Below are 18,498 nucleotides of genomic sequence, written 5' to 3'. Positions count from 1 at the left end.
ACGCCGAAACCCCCCGGTACTCATTATTTTATTGAGCTCGATGTAATGTTGATCATCAGGGCCATGGAGATGCACGCGAATTGTAAAATTACCCATGGAGCAATTTCCCTTCTTCGTTAAATCCCTCAGATGATTGCTCGCTCTCAGTCACAGCAATCACCACAGATGCGTCTAAATCTTCCCCATCAACAGTAGAAGGTGCCTTTTGGCCGACTAAGTCAGCCTCCTCAATCGCAACATAAACCCCACTATAAGGAAGCATCCAGTCCGAATAATTCAAAGTAAAGCCTTGCGGTGTATTGGTGTGCTCGCATGCGTGCGTCTCCATATTAAATCCATATGACTCGACTTTACAACGAATGTCCGAAGGATGAAATACGCTAAGCGAAAAGCCTTTCGTTGGGAATAGCAACTTTGCGGTTATCGACTTGTAATTCGTAGCCAAGTACTTTGCAGAGATTTTTACGATTGCCCCATCAGCATACTCCTTTCGAACCGTCGCATCCGATTGCGACAGTCGTTCAAGTTGAATGACTAGAGAAATGCCGTCTTCAGGATTTTGCGCAAAATTATGCTCAATCAAATCGGAAGTATTGTCTTGGTTCTGTTCCGAAGGCCATTCGAAGAGTTTTTTAGACCCTATGTGGACGGAAAAACTCTGAAGCTGTCTAATTTCATCTTTTGACGCTTGCCACCGAATGTCTTTTTGCAAGTCATCACCCATCGATCGCAACTGATAGGTAAGGTCGTCGGTAATCAGACATATTCTTCCACCCGCCAAGGGCGCAGCCTCATCTTCTAGCGCAGTGATCGAAAGAGTATTTCGATAATGCTCTCTATAAGGGGAGCCAATATAGTTTTGCAAATTTGTGCTGAAAAATCTGTAAAAGCTATTTTCACGATTGAAGTCGTTTGAATTCTCGAAATAGCGCTCTAACACGGTTTTTTGAAGTTTTTCAAGTTGCGTTCGATTGAGTTTCTCAACATAACTCTCTTTCATAATCAAATCCGAAAGAGTCGACGCAAAATACTCTTTGGTATCCTTCAACTGCAAAATCACCCCGATTACCGAAAGCGATATCAATGTTCCACTTATATTTATAATCACAGAACCCACGCCTGGGTTGATGTATTTCGGATCCGCGTAGATTCCAAAAACAAGCATCGCAAATCCGAGGAGGCCCCATATGTAAGAAAGTCTGACACTGCCTTCATCCTTGTAGGTGTAGGCGTAGATGAGCCATAAAAATAATACTGGCACCAACGTTGCCGACGTAACAACGATCCATGCTTGTTGATCAACGAGCAAACCTGCCACCAAGCAGATCAGAATTGCCAGAAATGGCCAATTCGCGCCCTGAGTTTTCTTTTGTTTGATGCTCTTGCTCATAAGGAATTATGTCTTTATAGAATACACAGGTCGCGTGAGCTCAGGAATTCACTCGATCTTGCAATAAACCGCCTCTCCTCGTGAGTGAATTCAGGGGTCATGATGAATGCTGTTCAAAGCTGTAGTGGGGAGTAGGTCGATTGTTTGTCAGACTAGGCTGACTGTAAGCGAGCTTCGGCACAATCTGGTCTGCTTGCTGGCACCATGACATAGCGACGCTCACGCGCGAAAACGATTGGCACTAAGCCCGTCTCCCCAGACACGCAGCAGAGCGGCGTTGACGAGTTCGCGAAGACGTGGGCGCTGGCGGGCGCCCCAGAGGCGGCGCAATTGCCGACGTCTTATTTCCAGGAGGAGCGCTCGGAAAGGATGTCGTGTATCAAGGATCGGGCACCAGGCCGGAAGCGGCACTGCGCAAGGTCTTGCACAGCGTGGATTAGTTAACGGCTACACGGGTCGGGCCTGATCGCACCCTACTATTCGTGAGGTGCAAGGCAAGCGTGTCCATCTATGGTTGCTCCGGACAAGTTCAGCAAGAACATCGCGCCGGACGCTCTCTTCTTCCAAGCCCTTGAAGGGCTTTGATGACTCCATTGCATTTGACACGAATGATACTTAGTCGTGGAAGATCAGCTACATCGGTCGAAGCAGTTTGGTTTGCCGGTATTTTTGTCGGTATTGCTAGTGAACCGACGAGAGGAATTGAGTGCCCGTGCGCACTGTGGCGGGAGATTCGATCCCCTCCGGGGGCCAATTCAGTGTTCCAAGAGTCCCAAATGCCCCGCCCGAACGGGGGACATCGAGCGGTACCTCGCGAGCGGCCGCCTCGTACAGGTGCTGCCGCAGTACCGCACGCCCGGCACCGACATTTATGCCGTGCATGCGCAGCGGCAGCAGCTTTCTTCGCGCATACGCCTGTTCGTGGATTGCCTGTCCAACGCCTTCGCGCGCCTGGGGAACACAAGCGACCCTGGCTCGGCAGGCATCGCCTGAAGACTTACATCGCTTCGCGCGGGCGGCTGTCGCGGCTGGCTGCAAGCGCGCGCAATCGTTGCCACATGGACACCACAGACCCTCGGTCGCCCTTCCCCTCCTGGTGGCGCATTGGCGCGCTCGCCTATTCCACCGTGGGCGTGGTGTGCGTGGTCTCGTCCGCCACTTTTCCTGAAAGCGAACTGGCCATGCTGGCCGCCATCGCGGGGGCGCTGCCCTGGTCGCTGGCCCTGCTCACACTCGATCTCGCGCCGGGCGTTGCGCAGACGGCGCTGCTCCTGCTCGCGGGTGGCTGGGCCGTCAATGCAGCGCTGCTCTGGTGGCTGGCGCTCAGGCGGTCGGGGCACCGGGCGCCGTCACGGGGCGACTGAGCGACACTCCTTTTTTCGGCCGCCGCGCGCGGTACCGCAAGCGGCTTTTCGATGCGATCATTTCGCCCTGCCTCGTGCCTGGTGCGCGCACCCTGAACTCTGCATACGAAGGTTTCCCATGCTCCCTGATACGCAAGTCAATACGCCGCTGATCGGGCTGGCCGGCGGTCGGCAGTCGCTCGATACGCCCGCGCTCCTGCTCGACCTTGGCGCGCTCATGCGCAACATCGAGCGCATGGCCGCCTTTGCCAAGGCACGCGGTGTGGGCCTGCGCCCGCACGTGAAGACGCACAAGTCGGTGGAGATTGCGCGGCGCCAGGTGGCCGCGGGTGCCGTCGGGGTGAGCTGCGTCACATTGGGCGAGGCCGAGGTCATGGTCAAGGCCGGCATTCCGGATGTGCTGATCACCTCGCCCGCCGTGACCCCGAGCAAGATCGCGCGGGTGGTCAAGCTTGCCAGGCTCGCGGGCCCCGGCGGAATGATGGTGGTGGTGGACGACCCGCGCAACGCCGCGGACATTGCCGCCGCCACGCTGGGGCTGCCGCATCCGCTCGAGGTGCTGGTCGACTACGGCGCGGGCTACAACCGCACCGGTGCCGCAACCGAAGCGCAGGTGCTCGAGCTCGCGCGCCGCATCGCGGCCGAGCCGCGCCTCAAGCTGCGCGGTTTGCAGGCCTACGCCGGCAACCTGCAGCACATCGTTGACCGCGAGCAGCGCAGCGCCGCAGCTGCCGCCCTGCGCGAGACCGTTGCGCGCATCGTCGCGGAGGCCAGGCGGGAGGGCATTCATTTCGAGATCGTGACGGGCGCCGGCACCGGCACGCACGACCTCGACGCGCAGCGCGACGCGTTCACCGAGCTGCAGGCGGGCTCCTATGTTTTCATGGATGCGGAATACACCCAGGTGCTTGGCGCCCCAGGGCAGCCCTCGCCTTTCGAGGTGTCCCTGTTCGTGCAGACGGCGGTGGTGAGCGCCAACGCGGCGGATTGGGTCACGGTCGATGGCGGCACCAAGTGCTTTGCCACCGATGCCGGCGCGCCGCTGGTGGCGCGCGGCGCCGACCCGGCGAGCCGCTACGCGTTCTTTGGCGACGAGCACGGCAAACTGCTGTTCGCCGGGGCGCGGCCGGTGCTGGGGGAGCGTGTCGAGTTCGTCACCCCGCACTGCGACCCGACCGTCAACCTGCATGACGCCTACCACGTGGTCGATGGCGATACCCTGGTGGCCATCTGGCCGGTGGATGCACGCGGCAGGCACTAGGGGTGGCGCAAGGGCTGGCGCTGCGACTCCGGACCGAGGCGATGGCGAAGAATCGCCGAGCGGGTGGTCAGACGCGCGGCAGTGCCGCCAAGTAGGTAGAGACCACGATCGCGGCCGCGCGGTCCAGTTGCAGGAGGTCCGCTATCTCGAATGCGCGCGCAGCAGCGCTTCCGCTCATTTCGGGCGGTACGCGGATCTCGACAAGAACTTCGGCCGCGAGCTCACGGTCGCTCCGGGGCCTGCCGTCGGGGTGCATTACCCACTCGTCTATTTGCTCGAACGGAATGCTTCGAAAGACGCCGACGACAGGGATGTACTTGTAGCGATCCTCGCCCACCAGGATGGGCACGCTGAGATTGCAGAAAAACGTGGTCGACATGCAGGATCGCCATCGCAGTCAAAAGGATTAATTGTTAAGGAATGTGACTGACTCGGCCACCCTTCCGAACCCTTAATCCCAGTCAAGACGTGACCTTAGTCACACAAAGGTCATGTTTGTCCGCAGAGGACCAGTCCGCGACAAAGCAATGCTTAGTTCTTACAAACCGGCCGCGCTGAACGGGAAATTGGCCGCTTTGCGCCCTGAAAGGCGAGAAACAGCCTTTCCCCGCCGAGGCGATGCGGGTCAGGTCGCGGCGCCGAATTGCGGCAAGCGTCGCTCGATGTTGGCGCGAACCGCCTCTGTCTGGTTTGCGCCCCCGATCAGTGCCCGCTGCTCCACCGATTCGGCAACCAGCAGATCGGCCGCGCTTTGCGACAGCGCGGCATTGAGCAGGCGCTTGCCTGCCCGGATGGCGTCGGGGCTCTTGCCCGCGATGCCGCGCGCCATCTGGAGGGCTTCGGCCACGGGGTCGGTTGCCAGCCGGGTGGCAAAGCCAAGTTGCAGCGCCTCCTCGCCGGAGAAGATGCGCCCAGTGAAGGTGAGCTCGCGCACCACGTCGCTGCGGGCGAGCTCTCGCATCAGCACCATGCCGCCCATGTCGGGCACAAGGCCCCACTTGATCTCCATGACCGAAAGCTTGGTGTCGGGCGCCACGATGCGGATGTCGGCACCCAGTGCCACCTGCAGGCCGCCGCCGAAGGCCACGCCATGCACGGCAGCGATGACGGGCACCGGCACTTCGCGCCAGACCATTGCAACGTATTGGGCCGCATTCGAAATGCCATGGGTCCGGTTAGCCAGGTCGGTGCCGCCGGCCGCGGCGCCCAGCACGGCGCTCGCGGCGCCCTGCCCCATGCGCTCGAACGAAGCCATGTCGAGCCCGGCGCAAAACGCCTTGCCCTGGCCCGAGATCACCACGGCGCGCACCGCGGCGTCACCGCGCAAGGATTCGCCGGCCTCGATCAGCGCGTCGAACATCGCGGGATCGAGCGCATTCATCTTGTCGGCGCGCGCAAGCTGCAGTTCCACCACGCCGTCGGGGTGGCGGGTCCATTCGATTCGGTCGGCCATGTCGTGTCTCCTTCGGGTTTCTTCGCGCCAGTATCGCCCGGTACGGGCGCTCGGCGATGATGGCGCCTGTCGCCCACCCAACACCTGCTTCGACTCATGCCCCTGGATCGCCGGATCTTTCTGCAATCGGGCGCCGCCGCCGTGGTGGCGTTGCTCCACGGAAGCGGTGCCCACGCATCCCCCAGCCGCGCCGACCCGGCCATGCTCGGCTTCACTGCCGTTCCGGTTTCACTGCAAGACGCGGTGGTGGTGCCGCCGGAATACGAATGGCAACTGCTCTATCCATGGGGCACGCCCACGGGAGTGAAGGGGCATCCGATGCCGGCCTTTGCGTCCGATGGCTCCGATAGCGCGGCCGACCAGGCACTGCAGGCGGGCATGCACCACGACGGGATGCACTTCTTCCCGCTTGCAACACCGGACCGCGCACTGCTCGTGATGAACCACGAATACACCGACGAGCAGTTGCTCCATGCGGACGGCGTCAAGGAATGGACCGCCGAGAAGGTGCGCAAGTCGCTGCATGCCATGGGTGTTTCGGTCATCGAGATCCGGCGCACGCGCGATGGCTGGCGGCAGGTGCGCCCGTCGCCCTATGCCCGCCGCGTGCACGGCAACACGCCCATGCGCATCGAAGGCCCCGCGGCGCGTACGCCGCTGATGCGCACACAGGCCAATCCCGCCGGTGACGAGGTGTTCGGCACCTTCGCCAACTGCGCCATGGGCGTGACGCCGTGGGGCACCTACCTGACCTGCGAAGAAAACTTTCACGGCTACTTCGGCGGCCCGAAGGAAGCGGCCAAGGACATCACGCCCGCGCAGCGCCGCTACGGCACGGTGCCGGGCTCGCAGTGGGTCGACTACTGGCGCTTCGACGAACGCTTCGACATGAGCCGGCATCCGAACGAAGCCCACCGCTTCGGCTGGGTGGTCGAAATCGATCCCTTCGATCCCGCGGCCAAACCCGTCAAGCGCACAGCGCTCGGCCGCAAACGCCAGGAAAGCGCCACCTGCACGCTCGCCAAGGACCAGCGCCTGGTGGTCTACATGGGCGACGACGCGCGGTTCGAATACATCTACAAGTTCGTCAGCCACGGAAAGGTTTCACCCAGCGGCGGCAGTGCCGCCAACAGCCGCCTGCTCGACGAAGGCACGCTCTACGTCGCCCGGTTCGATGCCGACGGCCGCGGCCGATGGCTCGAACTCGTCCACGGGCGCAACGGCCTGGATGCGGCCAGCGGCTTTGCCGACCAGGCCGAAGTGCTGATCCACGCCAGGCTGGCGGGCGACATGGTGGGCGGCACCCGCATGGACCGCCCGGAATGGATTGCGGTGCACCCGCAAACCGGCGAGGTGTACGTTACGCTCACCAACAACAGCCAGCGCGGCGAGATCGGCAAGCCCGCAGCGGACGCAGCCAACCCGCGCGCCGCCAACCTCTTCGGCGGCATCCTGCGGTGGCGCGAGGATGGCGGCGATGCAGGCAGCGAAGGCTTCGCCTGGGACCATTTCGCGCTCGCCGGCGACCCCGCGCAAACGGACAGCGGCGCGCGCTATCCCTGCGCCCATGCAGACATCTTCGGCAGCCCCGACGGCTTGCACTTCGACAGCGGCGGCCTGCTCTGGATACAGACCGACATGAGCGGCCAGCTCATCGGCAAACCGCCCTATGCATCACTGGGCAACAACCAGATGCTGTGCGCCGATCCTGCGACGGGCCGCATCAAGCGATTCTTGACGGCACCGAACGGCAGCGAGGTCACCGGCTGCGTGGTAACGCCCGACCGGCGCACGCTGTTCGTCAACATCCAGCATCCGGGGGAATCGCGCGATGACGGCAGCGGAACGCCGACCAGCGCCTGGCCCGACGGCACCGAGCCCGGCAGCGCACGCCCGCGCTCGGCCACGCTGGCCATTCGCAGGCGCGACAGCGGTATCGTCGGCACCTGAAGCAGTCAGAAAAAAACGGAAGGAGACCCTGCATGAGCATTCGCATCGTTCGCCTCGGCACACCGCGCGCCCACGGCGAGGGCCTGCGCATCGGCACCGTGCGCCGCCCGCCGCGCGGCGTTCCGAAGACCGAGTTCGCCTCGCAAGACTGGTATGACGTGTGGTACCCGAATCTCGCGCCTTCGGCCGAGACCATGAAGCTGGGCCAGGAGGCGGAAACGCCCGCGCAATGGAACGCCTTCATGCGCAAGTACAAGGCGGAGATGGCCGAGGCTGACGCGAGTCGCAGCCTCGACCTGCTCGCGGCCCTTTCGCACAGCACGGCGCTTTCGGTAGGCTGCTATTGCGAGGACGAGTCGCGCTGCCATCGCTCGCTGCTGCGCGGCCTCCTGGCCGAGCGCGGGGCAGACATCGCGAGCTGATTCAGCGCTGCGCCTTGTCCTTCTGGTTCTGCGCCTCGATGCGCTCGCGCGCGGCCTGCCAGTCGTCGTCGCTCCATTGGCGCAGCTCGTAGAAGTTGCCGCCGGTGGCCAGCGCGTTGCCGCCGTCCATCATGATGCTCTGGCCGGTGAGCCAGTCGCACTGGCCGGGCGCCATGAGAAAGGCCGCGAGGTTCTGCAGCTCGCTCATGCGGCCGGTGCGCGCCATGGGGTTGGTCTTCTTGCTGCGCGCGCCGGGCTCCTCGCCGGGGTTCAGGCGCTTGCTCATGCCCTCGGTCGGAATTTCGCCCGGCCCGACGGCGTTCAGGCGAATGCCGTGGCGCGCCCACTCCACCGCCAGCGACTTGGTCATGACTTCGATGCCGGCCTTGCTCATGGCCGAAGGCACCACGTAGGGGCTGCCGTTGTCGACCCAGGTCACGATGATGCTCATCACGCTGCGCAGCGCGTCGCCCTCCTTCCATTTGCCGGCCTTGGCTTCGGCCACCCATCGCTTGCCCACGGCCTGCGTGACGTAGAAGCTGCCGTGGAAGACGATGTTCGCAATGGCGTCGAAAGCGCGGGGCGACAGGCTTTCGGTCGGTGCCACGAAGTTGCCCGCCGCGTTGTTGACGAGCCCGGTGAGCCCACCGCTCTGGAACAGGCTCTCGACCATGTCGTCCACGCTCTGCGCAATGCGGATGTCCACGCCGAAGGTGTCGATGCGGCGCTCCGGGAACTGCTGGCGCCACTCGGCCGCGGTTTCTTCGCAGACCGACTGGCGACGGCCGCAGATTGCAACGTCGGCACCCAACCCCAGAAAGCGCTCGGCCATCGCACGGCCGAGGCCGGTGCCACCGCCAGTCACGAGAATGCGCTGGCCGCTCATGAGGGAAGCTTCAAACATGGTGAATCTCCTTGGTCGTTGCAACAGAGCGGCAAGGCGCGGCGCCGCCATGGCGCATGCTACGCCGCCGGCAAATGCCATGGCTTGCGAAATCTGGCTCTGAGCGGGTAAAAATGTCCTTCGCCCTGATCACCGGATACATGACCATGCAAAGCCCCGCTGCCTCGTCTTTCCAATCGCTCGCCGGCGTGCGTGTGCTGAGCCTTGCGCTCAACCTGCCGGGCCCTGCGGCACTGCTGCGCTGCCGCGGCATGGGTGCCACCTGCCTGAAGTTCGAGCCGCCCGCCCGCGACCCGATGGCGCTCTACAACAAGGCCGCGTACGCCGCGCTGCACGAAGGCATCGAGGTTCGCACGGCCGACCTGAAGACCGAAGCCGGCCAGCAACAGCTGCATGCCGAACTCGCGCGCACGGACGTGCTGCTGACCTCTTTCCGGCCTTCAGCGCTCGTCAAACTGAAGCTCGACTGGGCATCGCTCCAGGCGCGCCATCCGTCGCTGTCTCAGGTCGCCATCATCGGCGCCCCTGGCGAGCGTGCCGAGGAGCCGGGCCACGACCTGACCTATGTCGCGGAAAGCGGCCTGGTCACCGGCACCGAACTGCCGCCCACGCTCTACGCCGACATGGGCGGCGCCCTGCTCGCAAGCGAAGCGGTGCTGCAGGCCACCTTGCATGCCCGGTCCGCGGCCAAGGCGAACGGCGTGTACCTCGAAGTGGCACTCAATGCCTCGGCCGACTGGCTGGCGCTGCCGCGCACATGGGGCCTGACCCGGCCCGAAGGCGCTGTGGGCGGCGCGCATGCGGGCTATCGCGTGTATTCCTGCGCGGACGGACGCGTGGCGGTTGCCGCGCTGGAGCCGCACTTTGCAGAGCGCCTCTGCGAAGCGGCCGGGGTGGCTTCGCGTGACATGTTCGCGTCGGCTACGCGCGAAGGCATTGCCGCTTGGATTCGCACCCGCACCCGCGCGCAACTCGAAGCCATGGCGCGGGAGCGCGATGTGCCGCTGCTCACGCTGGCCGACTGATCAAAGGCGCAGTTCGCTCAGCTTGCGATCGAGCTTGATGAGCCAGATGCGCACCGGCCGTTCCAGGTCGCTGCCGCGCGTGATGCGCGCGCCCGTCACGCCAGCCGGGCACTTGGCAATGATCGCGCCGGTGGCATCCACCGTGCAGTCCTCGACGCTGCCTGCCACGGTCTTGCCGTCGGCATCGAGCAGGATCGTGCTCAGGCCGAAGTCGTTGTCGTTCACCAATGCCAGGGTCTGGTCGTCCACCACGGTCAGGCCCTCGGCCTTTTCGGCCAGCCAGCCCAGCGCGTTGAGGTCGAGCAACTCGGTTTTGCGCATGGCCACTATCGCGGAGTAGTCAGCGGCTCCCGAAGGCGCCTGCGTGATGCTGCTGATTTCCAGGTTGTGGTCGAAGGCCGCAATGTCGGTTGCATTGGCCGGCAACTCGACCAGCATCAGCTTGTTGAACACCTTGCCATCGCTCTTGCGCGCACCCTGCTCGATCACGATGAAGCGGCCGTTGCCCAGGCTCACCACGTCGCCGAGCTTGGCGTTGCCGGTGCGGTTCTTGTCGTACTGGCTGCCGTCGATCGGGTAAGCGTAGAGCTTCGACGTCTCGGTGGCCGGGTCGAATGCGAGCCAGCGCGTGAACTTCGCGATGTGGCGCACATCGGTCTTGCTGCCGCCCGGCGGCGCGGCCTGGATCGACTTGCCCGCGCCGTCCTTCGGATCGATCGGGCTCTGCAGAAAGCCGTGCAGCTTGCCGTCCGCCGCGTCGAGCGTCAGCCCCTCCATGCCGCGATTGGCGCGGCGCTGCGCGAGCACCAGCGGCAGATCGGCCGCGCCGTTGCCTGGGGCGTACTTTTTCTCGATCACGCCGGTCGCGATGTTGATGCGTGCGATGAACGGCCCGTACTCGTCGCTGGTCCACAGCACGTTGCGCGCCTTGTCGAGCACCATCGTCTCGGGGTCGAGTCCGTTGGCGTCGTAGTTGGCCTTGGCGGCATCGAACACATAGCGGTCGGTCAGCGGCGTTTCACCCGTCGAGCCCACGCCCGACTGGGGCGGCAGGCCGGTGATCTTCTTGTTGGCATCGAGCTTGAGCGGCACGCTCGACGAGAGCACCGCGCCCGTCTTGCCGATGCGCACGATGCCGAAGCTCGGCGCGAACGACGGCGCGGGAAACACCTTGCTGATGCTGGTGGCGCCGCCGCCGTTTGGCATGGGTGCGGTCGGGCCGTCGCCGTTCGGGCCGCGGTCGGTAATGGCATAGAACTCGAGCGTGCCGTCGTCGGCCTTGCCCTTGAATGCCAGGCCCGATCCGTAGGCCGGCAGGAAGCCCCCGGGAAAGTCGGCCTTGGTCTTCTCGTTGTCGCCCTCGTAGGGCACGTTGAAGCTGGCATCGGCCTGCAACTGGTATCGCGTGACGTCGATGCCGATGGTGCCGAGCGCGTTCGTCTGCGTCGAGGCTTCTGTCACCGGCGCGCCGAGGCGCGAAGCCAGCGTGTCCTCGAAGTGTTCACGCGCCAGCGTGCGGCGGCTTGAATCGACCATGCGGGCATTGTAGGGAGCAGGCAGCCCCGCGAGCACCGCGTTGAGAGCGGCGTCGAAGCTCGCGGCCGCGGCGCTGAAATCGATGGACCCGGCCGTGAGCGCGGCCTTCAGCGCCGGAGTCAGGCGAATGCCGTTGGAAGGATCGCGGTCCTCGTCGAAGCTCTGCAGTGCAAGCAGGCGATTGACCACGGCATCGGCCTTCACGTCGGTGCCGCCGGCCAGGGTCAACGGGGTGATCGCATCACCGCAGGCGGCACTGCCGAGTGCGAGCGCACCAACGGTGAAGACGACGGTCTCGCCGTCCTTGCAGGTGAATTCGCCGGCTGCGTTGGTGGCCGCCTTGTCGGCGTTGCCGGTAACGTAGTCCAGGCCTTCGACCGCCGCGTCGAGGAAGGTGCCGGTCTTCGACTGGGCCGTAGGCGGATTCGTCGTGCCACCGCCGCCACCGCCGCCCGATGCCGGGGGGAACGCCCATCCGCCACTCCCGCCGCCACCGCTACCGCCGCAGGCACCCAACAGCACGCTGGCACCTGCGAGCGCCAGCCATCCCACCCTCGATCCTCTTGTCTTCCGCATTGCTTGTCCTCGTGAAGCGCCCGCGCAAAGGCGCAGGCCTCGGCGATTAATGCCGAGACAGATGACAAGCCCGTGAAATTGCAGTCGAAAGGTTGCGACGGCTTCGCTTTTTCAGTGCGCTTTCAGTGCCTTTTAGCGCTTTGTGCCGTCGCGTTCGCGGTCCTCGCGCTTGATCGCAAGGTAGGTTTCGAGTTCGATCTCGTGCAGCTGCCGCGGATACTGCTCGGCCGCGGCAAACCACGAGCGCTCGCGCCGCTCGGGCGGCGCGCCGGCGTCGGAAGAGAGATAGGTGTCGAGGGTGAGAAAGTAGCGCATCGCATTGCGCTCCACCAATCCGCGCGCACCGCGGATGTAGTCGGGCTGCCCGTCGGCCTCTTTGCCGACCACGGTAAAGCCCACCTTGTTGCGGCCGAAGGTGGCCAGGTACGCCTGCGTGGCCATGCGAACCATCATGTTGTGGTCGTAGCTGTAGCCAAAATGCAGGAAGCTCCTTTTCTCGTCGAGCGCCACCGCTTCCAGCGTGACCCGATAGTTGCTCGTGCCCAGCGGTCCGCTGGCCGCGTTCATCTCGACCGACAGGTACTCCGGCGTTGCGTTGGCCACGCGATAGATGAAGGGCAGCTGAAACGCCTGATCGACCGGCTTGTCGTAGCGCCGCACGACAAACAGCGTCAGCATGTCTTGCCCCTGCGGCGTGGTGCCCGCGCGGCATCGGCGATTGTTGACGTGCAGCTTCAGCAGTTCGCACCAGTGGGACGACTCCTTGAGCGCAGCGCTGATCTCCGGCAGCGAGTGGTCCACCACCGCGTAAATGTCGCCCTGCAGCCCGCCCGGCGTTTCCAGCGAATCGAGCTGAATGGGCCGTGCGAAGCCGCTGCGCTCGAGCTTGCCTTTCATGCGCTGATGCGTACCGCGCAGCGCTTCAGCCGAAGCGGAGGCCGATGCAGAAAGGGATTCGGACGGTGCCGCCAACGCATGCACCGAAGCCGCGAACAGAACGCCCCCCGCCAAGGCTCGCAACCATGAAACCCGCGGAGAGAACAAAGTACTCATGGGGCTACACGATACAACGCGCGGCGAGAATCCCGCCATGCATCCTTCTCTTTCTCGCTGCAAACCATGAAGCGCCAAGGCCGGCTCGTACGCTGGGAACCCAAGCGGGGCTTCGGCTTCATTCGAAGCCCCGAGGTCTCCGCAGCCAATTCGCGACGACGCAGCGGGGCGGCGCCCTCCTCCTCATCGTCGATGCTGCCCATGGGTCTGCTGCTCCTGGGTTATGCGGCCTTGCTCGGCTACGGCGTATGGACCGCACGCCTGCCGCCGCTTGCCTTGGGCGTGCTGCTGCTGGTCAACCTTCTGACCTTCGCGATCTACGGTTTCGACAAGAACGCTGCGCAAGCCGGGCGCTGGCGCACCGCGGAGAGCACGCTGCACCTGATGTCGGTGGCGGGAGGATGGCCGGGCGCATGGTGCGCGCAGCGGCTCTTCCGCCACAAGTCGCGCAAGGCGAGCTTCATGGCGGGTTACTGGGCCACGGTGCTGCTGAATATCGCCGCTGCGGCTGCCTGGGTCGGCAAGCTGGCGCCGGCCGGACTGCTCGGGGGCTGAGCTCGGCTCAGCGCGGCTTGCGGATGTTGCCGCGCACCGGGCCGGCCGCGGCCTTGCGCGCGGGTGCCGAGCCGTTGTCGCGCGGCGGCAGGCCGGTGTGCTGCGTGAGCATGCGACCCTTCGATGGCTTTACCGGTGCGAGCCTGACCGGCGCCTTGGCCGCCACTGGCGCACTGGTCGAGTTCTTGCGCCGCGCGCTCGTGTAGCCGCCGTCGGTGAGCGGCTGCCACGTTGGAATGAGGTGGTGCTTACCGTTGCCGATCAGGTCGGCGCGGCCCATGCTCTTCAAGGCTTCGCGCAGCAGAGGCCAGTTGTTGGCGTCGTGGTAGCGCAAAAAGGCCTTGTGCAGGCGGCGGCGCTTGTCGCCGCGCACGATGTCCACCGTCTCGCTGTCGCGCGTGATCTTGCGCAGCGGGTTCTTGTTGGTGTGGTACATCGTGGTGGCCGTGGCCATCGGACTCGGGTAGAAGGTTTGCACCTGGTCGGCGCGGAAACCGTTCTTCTTGAGCCAGATCGCGAGGTTCATCATGTCCTCGTCGCTGGTGCCCGGGTGCGCTGCAATGAAGTACGGAATGAGGTACTGCTTCTTGCCCGCCTCGGCCGAGAACTTCTCGAACATCTGCTTGAACTTGTCGTAGCTGCCGATGCCGGGCTTCATCATCTTGGTGAGCGGGCCCTGCTCGGTGTGCTCGGGCGCGATCTTCAGGTAGCCGCCGACGTGGTGCTGCACCAGTTCCTTCACGTACTCAGGCGACTGCACGGCCAGGTCGTAGCGCAGGCCCGAGCCGATCAGGATCTTCTTGATGCCCTTGAGTGCACGCGCGCGGCGGTAGATCTTGATGAGCGGATCGTGGTTGGTGCCCAGGTTCTGGCAGATGCCCGGGTACACGCAGCTGGGCTTTCGGCAGGCGGCCTCGATCTCGGGGCTCTTGCAGCCGAGCCGGTACATGTTGGCCGTGGGGCCGCCCAGGTCGGAAATGGTGCCGGTAAAGCCGCTCACGCTGTCGCGAATGGCCTCGACCTCCTTGATGATCGACTCTTCCGAGCGGCTCTGGATGATGCGGCCCTCGTGCTCGGTAATGGAGCAGAAGGTGCAGCCGCCGAAGCAACCGCGCATGATGTTCACGCTGAAGCGGATCATTTCCCACGCGGGGATCTTGGTCGCACCGTCGTGGCTGCCGTTTTCGTCGGCATAGCGCGGATGCGGGCTGCGTGCATACGGCAGGTCGAACACGTGGTCCATCTCGGCCGTGGTGAGCGGAATGGGCGGCGGGTTGATCCACACGTCGCGCGCCGTGGCGCCCTCGCCGTGCGCCTGCACCAGTGCGCGGGCGTTGCCGGGGTTGGTTTCCAGGTGCAGCACGCGGTTGGCGTGGGCATAGAGCACCGGGTCGGCGCGCACCTGCTCGTACGAAGGCAGGCGAATCACGCTGCGGTCGCGCGGAGGCACCTTGATCTTGGCGCGTTGCGCAAGCGCGGGGTTCGGCACGAAGGTCAGCGGCTTGATGGCCGGGTTCACCGGGTTGGCCGCGGCGCCGGCTTCGGCGGCCTGGGCCACGGCCTGGGCTTCGTCTTCCTTCGCGCAGGTCGCGCCATTGGCCTTGGCCTGCTCCGACACCATGAGGTATGGGTTGACGTGCGCCTCGACGCGGCCGGGCTCGTCCACGCTGGTGGAGTTGATCTCGAACCACTCTTCGGGCGTATCGCGCCGCACGAAGGCGGTGCCGCGCACGTCGGTGATCTCATGCACAGGTTCGCGGGCCGCCAGGCGGTGCGCGATCTCGACAATGGCGCGCTCGGCGTTGCCGTACAGCAGCAGGTCGCACTTCGAATCGACGACGATCGAGCGGCGGACCTTGTCCTGCCAGTAGTCGTAATGCGCAATGCGGCGCAGCGACCCTTCGATGCCGCCGAGGATGATGGGCACGTCGTTCCAGGCTTCCTTGCAGCGCTGCGAATAGACGATGGCCGCGCGGTCGGGCCGCGCGCCGCCCACGTCGCCCGGGGTGTAGGCGTCGTCGCTTCGAATCTTGCGGTCCGCCGTGTAGCGGTTGATCATCGAATCCATGTTGCCGGCGGTCACGCCGAAGAACAGGTTCGGCTTGCCCAGCGCCTTGAACGGCTCGGCGCTCTGCCAGTCAGGCTGGGCGATGATGCCCACCCGAAAGCCCTGCGCCTCGAGCATGCGGCCGATCACGGCCATGCCGAAGCTTGGATGGTCGACATAAGCGTCGCCCGTCACCACGATGATGTCGCAGCTGTCCCAGCCGAGCGCGTCCATTTCCTTGCGCGTGGTGGGCAAGAACTTGGCCGTGCCGAAACGGGCCGCCCAGTACTTGCGGTAGCTGGTCAGCGGCTTGGCGGCACGCGCAAAAAAGGAGACGTCGACGGGGGCGTTCATCAGTGGGAAGTTGGCGGCGCGGCTTGGCGGGCTCGGCGCCGCAGTGGGCAACCCATGATTTTAGGGTTTTCCATCACTTCTGTCGCGCCCGACCGCTTTGGCGCGACCTCCGCAAGGCCTTTAATTGGTTGCTAAAGTCAACCATCAATATGACAATGGCAATCATGTCGAGCACCCTGGCCACTCCCGACGCCGCCGCCGTCAAGGCGATCCGGCAGTTCAACCGCTTCTACACGAGCCGAATCGGCGTGCTCGACCCGTACCTTGGCAGCGACATGTCGCTGACCGACGTTCGCGTGCTGTACGAGCTGGCCCACCGGCAAACGCCCGTGGCAAGCGAGATCGGCCGCGACCTGCGGCTGGACGCCGGCTACCTGAGCCGCATCTTGCGCCGCTTCGAAGCCGAAGGCTGGCTCACGCGCCAGCCCCACGCCCGCGACGCGCGGCAAAGCGTGCTGCGCCTTACCGAAGCGGGCCACGCCGCATTTGCGCCGCTGCAACAAAAGTCGCGCGACGAGGCGGCCGCCCTGCTCTCCCCGCTGCCGCCGCAGGGCCGCCAGCAGGTGGTCGATGCCATGGCGCGCATCGAACGCCTGCTCGATCCGGCAGCGGCCCCTGCGGCGCGCACCCGCACCATCGTTCTACGCGACCCATTGCCGGGCGAGATGGGCTGGGTGGTGCAGCAGCACGGCGAGCTGTATGCGCGCGAGTACGGCTGGAACAGCGAGTTCGAGGCGCTGGTTGCGGAAATCGTGGCCCAGTTCGTCCGCAAGTTTCAACCGGCGTGGGAGAAGTGCTGGATTGCGGAGCTCGACGGCGAACGGGCAGGTGCGATCTTCGTGGTGCGCAAATCGCCTACCACGGCCCAGCTGCGGCTGCTGCTGCTTGCACCTTCGGCACGCGGTCTGGGGCTGGGCGCCCGGCTCACCGACGAGTGCATTGCCTTCGCACGCACCAAGGGCTACCGGAAGATCGTGCTCTGGACCAACAGCTGCCTGGAGGCCGCCCGCGCCATCTACGCCAAACGCGGTTTCAAGCTCGACAAGTCCGAGCCCTATGAAGGCTTCGGCCAGCAGCTCGTGGGCGAGACCTGGTCGCTCAAGCTGCAGTAGATGAAGCAGTGCGCCGCCCCCTCACCCACAGCTTTCGAAGCAGCGGCGCAAGCCACACCAGCACAACCACCGCTGCCAGCGAAGCGGCAATGGGCCGCGACACGAAACCCGCGAGGTTGCCGCCGGACTTGATCATGGAGGTGATGAAGTTCTCCTCGAGCATGCCGCCGAGCACCACGCCCAGAATGGCGGGCGCAATCGGAAAACCGTTTTCCTCGAGCAGGTAGGCCACGATGCCGGCAACGAGCATCACGCCCACGTCGAACAGCGAGTTGTTGATGGCAAATGAGCCCACGATGCAGAACAGCAGGATGAGCGGCATCAGCACGTTGCGCGGCACCCGCAAGATGCGCTTGGCCACCTTGATGCACAGGATGCCCAGCGGAACCATGATGATGTTGGCAATGATGAACAGCATGAACACCGCATAGATGTTCTGCGGGTTGGTGGTGAAGAGCGTCGGCCCCGGGTTGAGGTTCTTCATGTAGAGCACGCCGATCACGATGGCGGTGATCGAGTCGCCCGGAATGCCGAACACCAGCGCCGGAATCCACGCGCCGGCCAGCGCGCTGTTGTTGGCCGAACCCGATTCGACGATGCCTTCGACATGGCCCGTGCCGAACTTCTCGGGCTCCTTCGAGAATTTCTTGCTCATGGCGTACGACATCCATGCCGCAATGTCGGCGCCAGCACCTGGCAGTGCGCCCACCGCAGTGCCCAGCACGCTGCCACGCAATATCTGCACCGGGTACTTCTTGGCCAGCGCCCATTGGCCCGAGAGCACGCGGCCCACCTTCTCGACCACGATCTCGCCCGGCGGCAGCGTGTCGACCGCGAAGCGGATCACCTCCGAAACGGCGAACATGCCGATCATCATCGGGATCATGCCGATGCCGCCGGTCATCTCGGCATTGCCGAAGGTAAAGCGCGGAAAGCCCGCCGGGTTGCCAAGCCCCACGCACGCCACCAGCAGGCCGAGCAGCAGCGTGACCATGCCCTTGAGCGGCCGGTCCGACGTGATGAACACCGCGCAAGTGAGGCCCAGCAGCACCAGCCAGAAGTACTCGAACGAACTGAAGTTGAGCGCAAAGTCGGCCAGTGCCGGCGCCGCCACGATGAGCACCACGGTGCCGAAAAGCCCGCCGACGGCGGAGAACACCAGGCCCGCGCCGAGTGCGGTTTCGGCCATGCCCTTGCGCGTCATTGCAAAGGCTTCGTCGGTATAGGCGGCCGATGCGGGCGTGCCCGGAATGCGCAGCAGGCAGCCGGGAATGTCGCCCGAGAAAATGGCCATGGCGGTGGCCGTCACCATGGCCGCGATGGCGGGAATGGGCGGCATGAAAAAAGTGACCGGCACCAAGAGCGCAACCGCCATGGTGGCCGACAGCCCCGGTACCGCGCCAACGAACAGGCCATAGAGCGAGGCCAGCACCATCACGAGGATGGTGTAGGGCTCGAAGACCATAGAGAAAGCCTGCAAGAGTGCTGCCGACATG

At 64.4% G+C, this 18,498-nt stretch carries 15 protein-coding genes and 1 pseudogene; 8 read left to right on the top strand and 8 right to left on the bottom strand.

The window, feature by feature from the left end; all coding sequences use genetic code 11:
* Window positions 1-88: 88 nt before the first annotated feature.
* Complete coding sequence (locus tag GOQ09_RS11790) at window positions 89-1,390, bottom strand: hypothetical protein (protein ID WP_157613584.1); 1,302 nt, start codon at window positions 1,388-1,390, stop codon at window positions 89-91.
* Between the two features lie 795 nt (window positions 1,391-2,185).
* Between GOQ09_RS11790 and GOQ09_RS26325 the strand changes: the two are divergent.
* From GOQ09_RS26325 to GOQ09_RS11780, 3 genes and pseudogenes are all read left to right on the top strand, one after another.
* A pseudogene (locus tag GOQ09_RS26325) lies at window positions 2,186-2,383 on the top strand (LysR family transcriptional regulator); the annotation flags it as partial.
* A 65-nt stretch (window positions 2,384-2,448) separates the two neighbouring features.
* Window positions 2,449-2,754 carry a hypothetical protein gene (locus GOQ09_RS11785; RefSeq protein ID WP_242631084.1) on the top strand — a complete coding sequence of 102 codons (306 nt, stop codon included), beginning with the start codon at window positions 2,449-2,451 and terminating at the stop codon, window positions 2,752-2,754.
* Between the two features lie 118 nt (window positions 2,755-2,872).
* On the top strand, window positions 2,873-4,015 hold the full coding sequence (locus tag GOQ09_RS11780; protein ID WP_157613583.1) for a DSD1 family PLP-dependent enzyme: 1,143 nt from the start codon (window positions 2,873-2,875) through the stop codon (window positions 4,013-4,015).
* A 67-nt stretch (window positions 4,016-4,082) separates the two neighbouring features.
* Here the strand turns inward: GOQ09_RS11780 and GOQ09_RS11775 are convergent, their stop codons facing one another.
* Both GOQ09_RS11775 and GOQ09_RS11770 read right to left on the bottom strand, forming a co-directional pair.
* Window positions 4,083-4,394: a hypothetical protein gene (locus GOQ09_RS11775; protein WP_157613582.1), complete on the bottom strand. Its 312-nt coding sequence runs from the start codon at window positions 4,392-4,394 to the stop codon at window positions 4,083-4,085.
* A gap of 246 nt (window positions 4,395-4,640) precedes the next feature.
* Complete coding sequence (locus tag GOQ09_RS11770; protein ID WP_157613581.1) at window positions 4,641-5,468, bottom strand: crotonase/enoyl-CoA hydratase family protein; 828 nt, start codon at window positions 5,466-5,468, stop codon at window positions 4,641-4,643.
* Between the two features lie 96 nt (window positions 5,469-5,564).
* On the opposite strand from GOQ09_RS11770, the gene GOQ09_RS11765 reads away from it, so the two are divergent.
* Entirely contained in the window at window positions 5,565-7,418 is a 1,854-nt protein-coding gene (locus GOQ09_RS11765; RefSeq protein ID WP_157613580.1) for a PhoX family protein, read from the top strand.
* Window positions 7,419-7,450: 32 nt separating this feature from the next.
* Entirely contained in the window at window positions 7,451-7,840 is a 390-nt protein-coding gene (locus GOQ09_RS11760) for a DUF488 domain-containing protein (protein WP_157613579.1), read from the top strand.
* A 1-nt stretch (window position 7,841) separates the two neighbouring features.
* Here GOQ09_RS11760 and GOQ09_RS11755 read toward each other — a convergent pair whose 3' ends face one another.
* Complete coding sequence (locus tag GOQ09_RS11755) at window positions 7,842-8,744, bottom strand: SDR family oxidoreductase (protein WP_157613578.1); 903 nt, start codon at window positions 8,742-8,744, stop codon at window positions 7,842-7,844.
* Between the two features lie 146 nt (window positions 8,745-8,890).
* Between GOQ09_RS11755 and GOQ09_RS11750 the strand changes: the two genes are divergently transcribed.
* Window positions 8,891-9,769: a CoA transferase gene (locus GOQ09_RS11750; RefSeq protein WP_157613577.1), complete on the top strand. Its 879-nt coding sequence runs from the start codon at window positions 8,891-8,893 to the stop codon at window positions 9,767-9,769.
* On the opposite strand, the gene GOQ09_RS11745 is transcribed toward GOQ09_RS11750, so the two are convergent.
* A complete protein-coding gene (locus GOQ09_RS11745; RefSeq protein ID WP_242631083.1) occupies window positions 9,770-11,881 on the bottom strand; it encodes an esterase-like activity of phytase family protein in 2,112 nt (703 codons plus the stop codon). It lies immediately after the preceding gene.
* Between the two features lie 132 nt (window positions 11,882-12,013).
* Window positions 12,014-12,778, bottom strand: coding sequence for a hypothetical protein (locus GOQ09_RS11740; protein WP_242631082.1), 765 nt, complete (start codon window positions 12,776-12,778; stop codon window positions 12,014-12,016).
* A gap of 222 nt (window positions 12,779-13,000) precedes the next feature.
* On the opposite strand from GOQ09_RS11740, the gene GOQ09_RS11735 reads away from it, so the two are divergent.
* The gene (locus GOQ09_RS11735; protein WP_157613575.1) at window positions 13,001-13,489 is read left to right on the top strand and encodes a DUF1294 domain-containing protein; all 489 of its coding nucleotides are present in this window, start codon (window positions 13,001-13,003) and stop codon (window positions 13,487-13,489) included.
* A 7-nt stretch (window positions 13,490-13,496) separates the two neighbouring features.
* Here GOQ09_RS11735 and GOQ09_RS11730 read toward each other — a convergent pair whose 3' ends face one another.
* On the bottom strand, window positions 13,497-15,890 hold the full coding sequence (locus GOQ09_RS11730) for a YgiQ family radical SAM protein (protein ID WP_157613574.1): 2,394 nt from the start codon (window positions 15,888-15,890) through the stop codon (window positions 13,497-13,499).
* A 155-nt stretch (window positions 15,891-16,045) separates the two neighbouring features.
* Here GOQ09_RS11730 and GOQ09_RS11725 point away from each other — a divergent pair, with 155 nt between their 5' ends.
* A complete protein-coding gene (locus tag GOQ09_RS11725) occupies window positions 16,046-17,002 on the top strand; it encodes a bifunctional helix-turn-helix transcriptional regulator/GNAT family N-acetyltransferase (RefSeq protein ID WP_431769305.1) in 957 nt (318 codons plus the stop codon).
* Here GOQ09_RS11725 and GOQ09_RS11720 read toward each other — a convergent pair.
* Window positions 16,989-18,497 (bottom strand): tripartite tricarboxylate transporter permease, encoded by a 1,509-nt coding sequence (locus tag GOQ09_RS11720; RefSeq protein ID WP_157613572.1) that lies wholly within the window; start codon window positions 18,495-18,497, stop codon window positions 16,989-16,991. The genes GOQ09_RS11725 and GOQ09_RS11720 overlap by 14 nt on opposite strands.
* Window position 18,498: the final 1 nt, after the last annotated feature.

The sequence above is a fragment of the Variovorax paradoxus genome, assembly GCF_009755665.1.
Taxonomy (GTDB): domain Bacteria; phylum Pseudomonadota; class Gammaproteobacteria; order Burkholderiales; family Burkholderiaceae_C; genus Variovorax; species Variovorax paradoxus_G.
The sequence above is the reverse complement of the archived record's forward strand: the minus strand, read 5'-3'. Positions and strand labels throughout refer to the sequence as shown.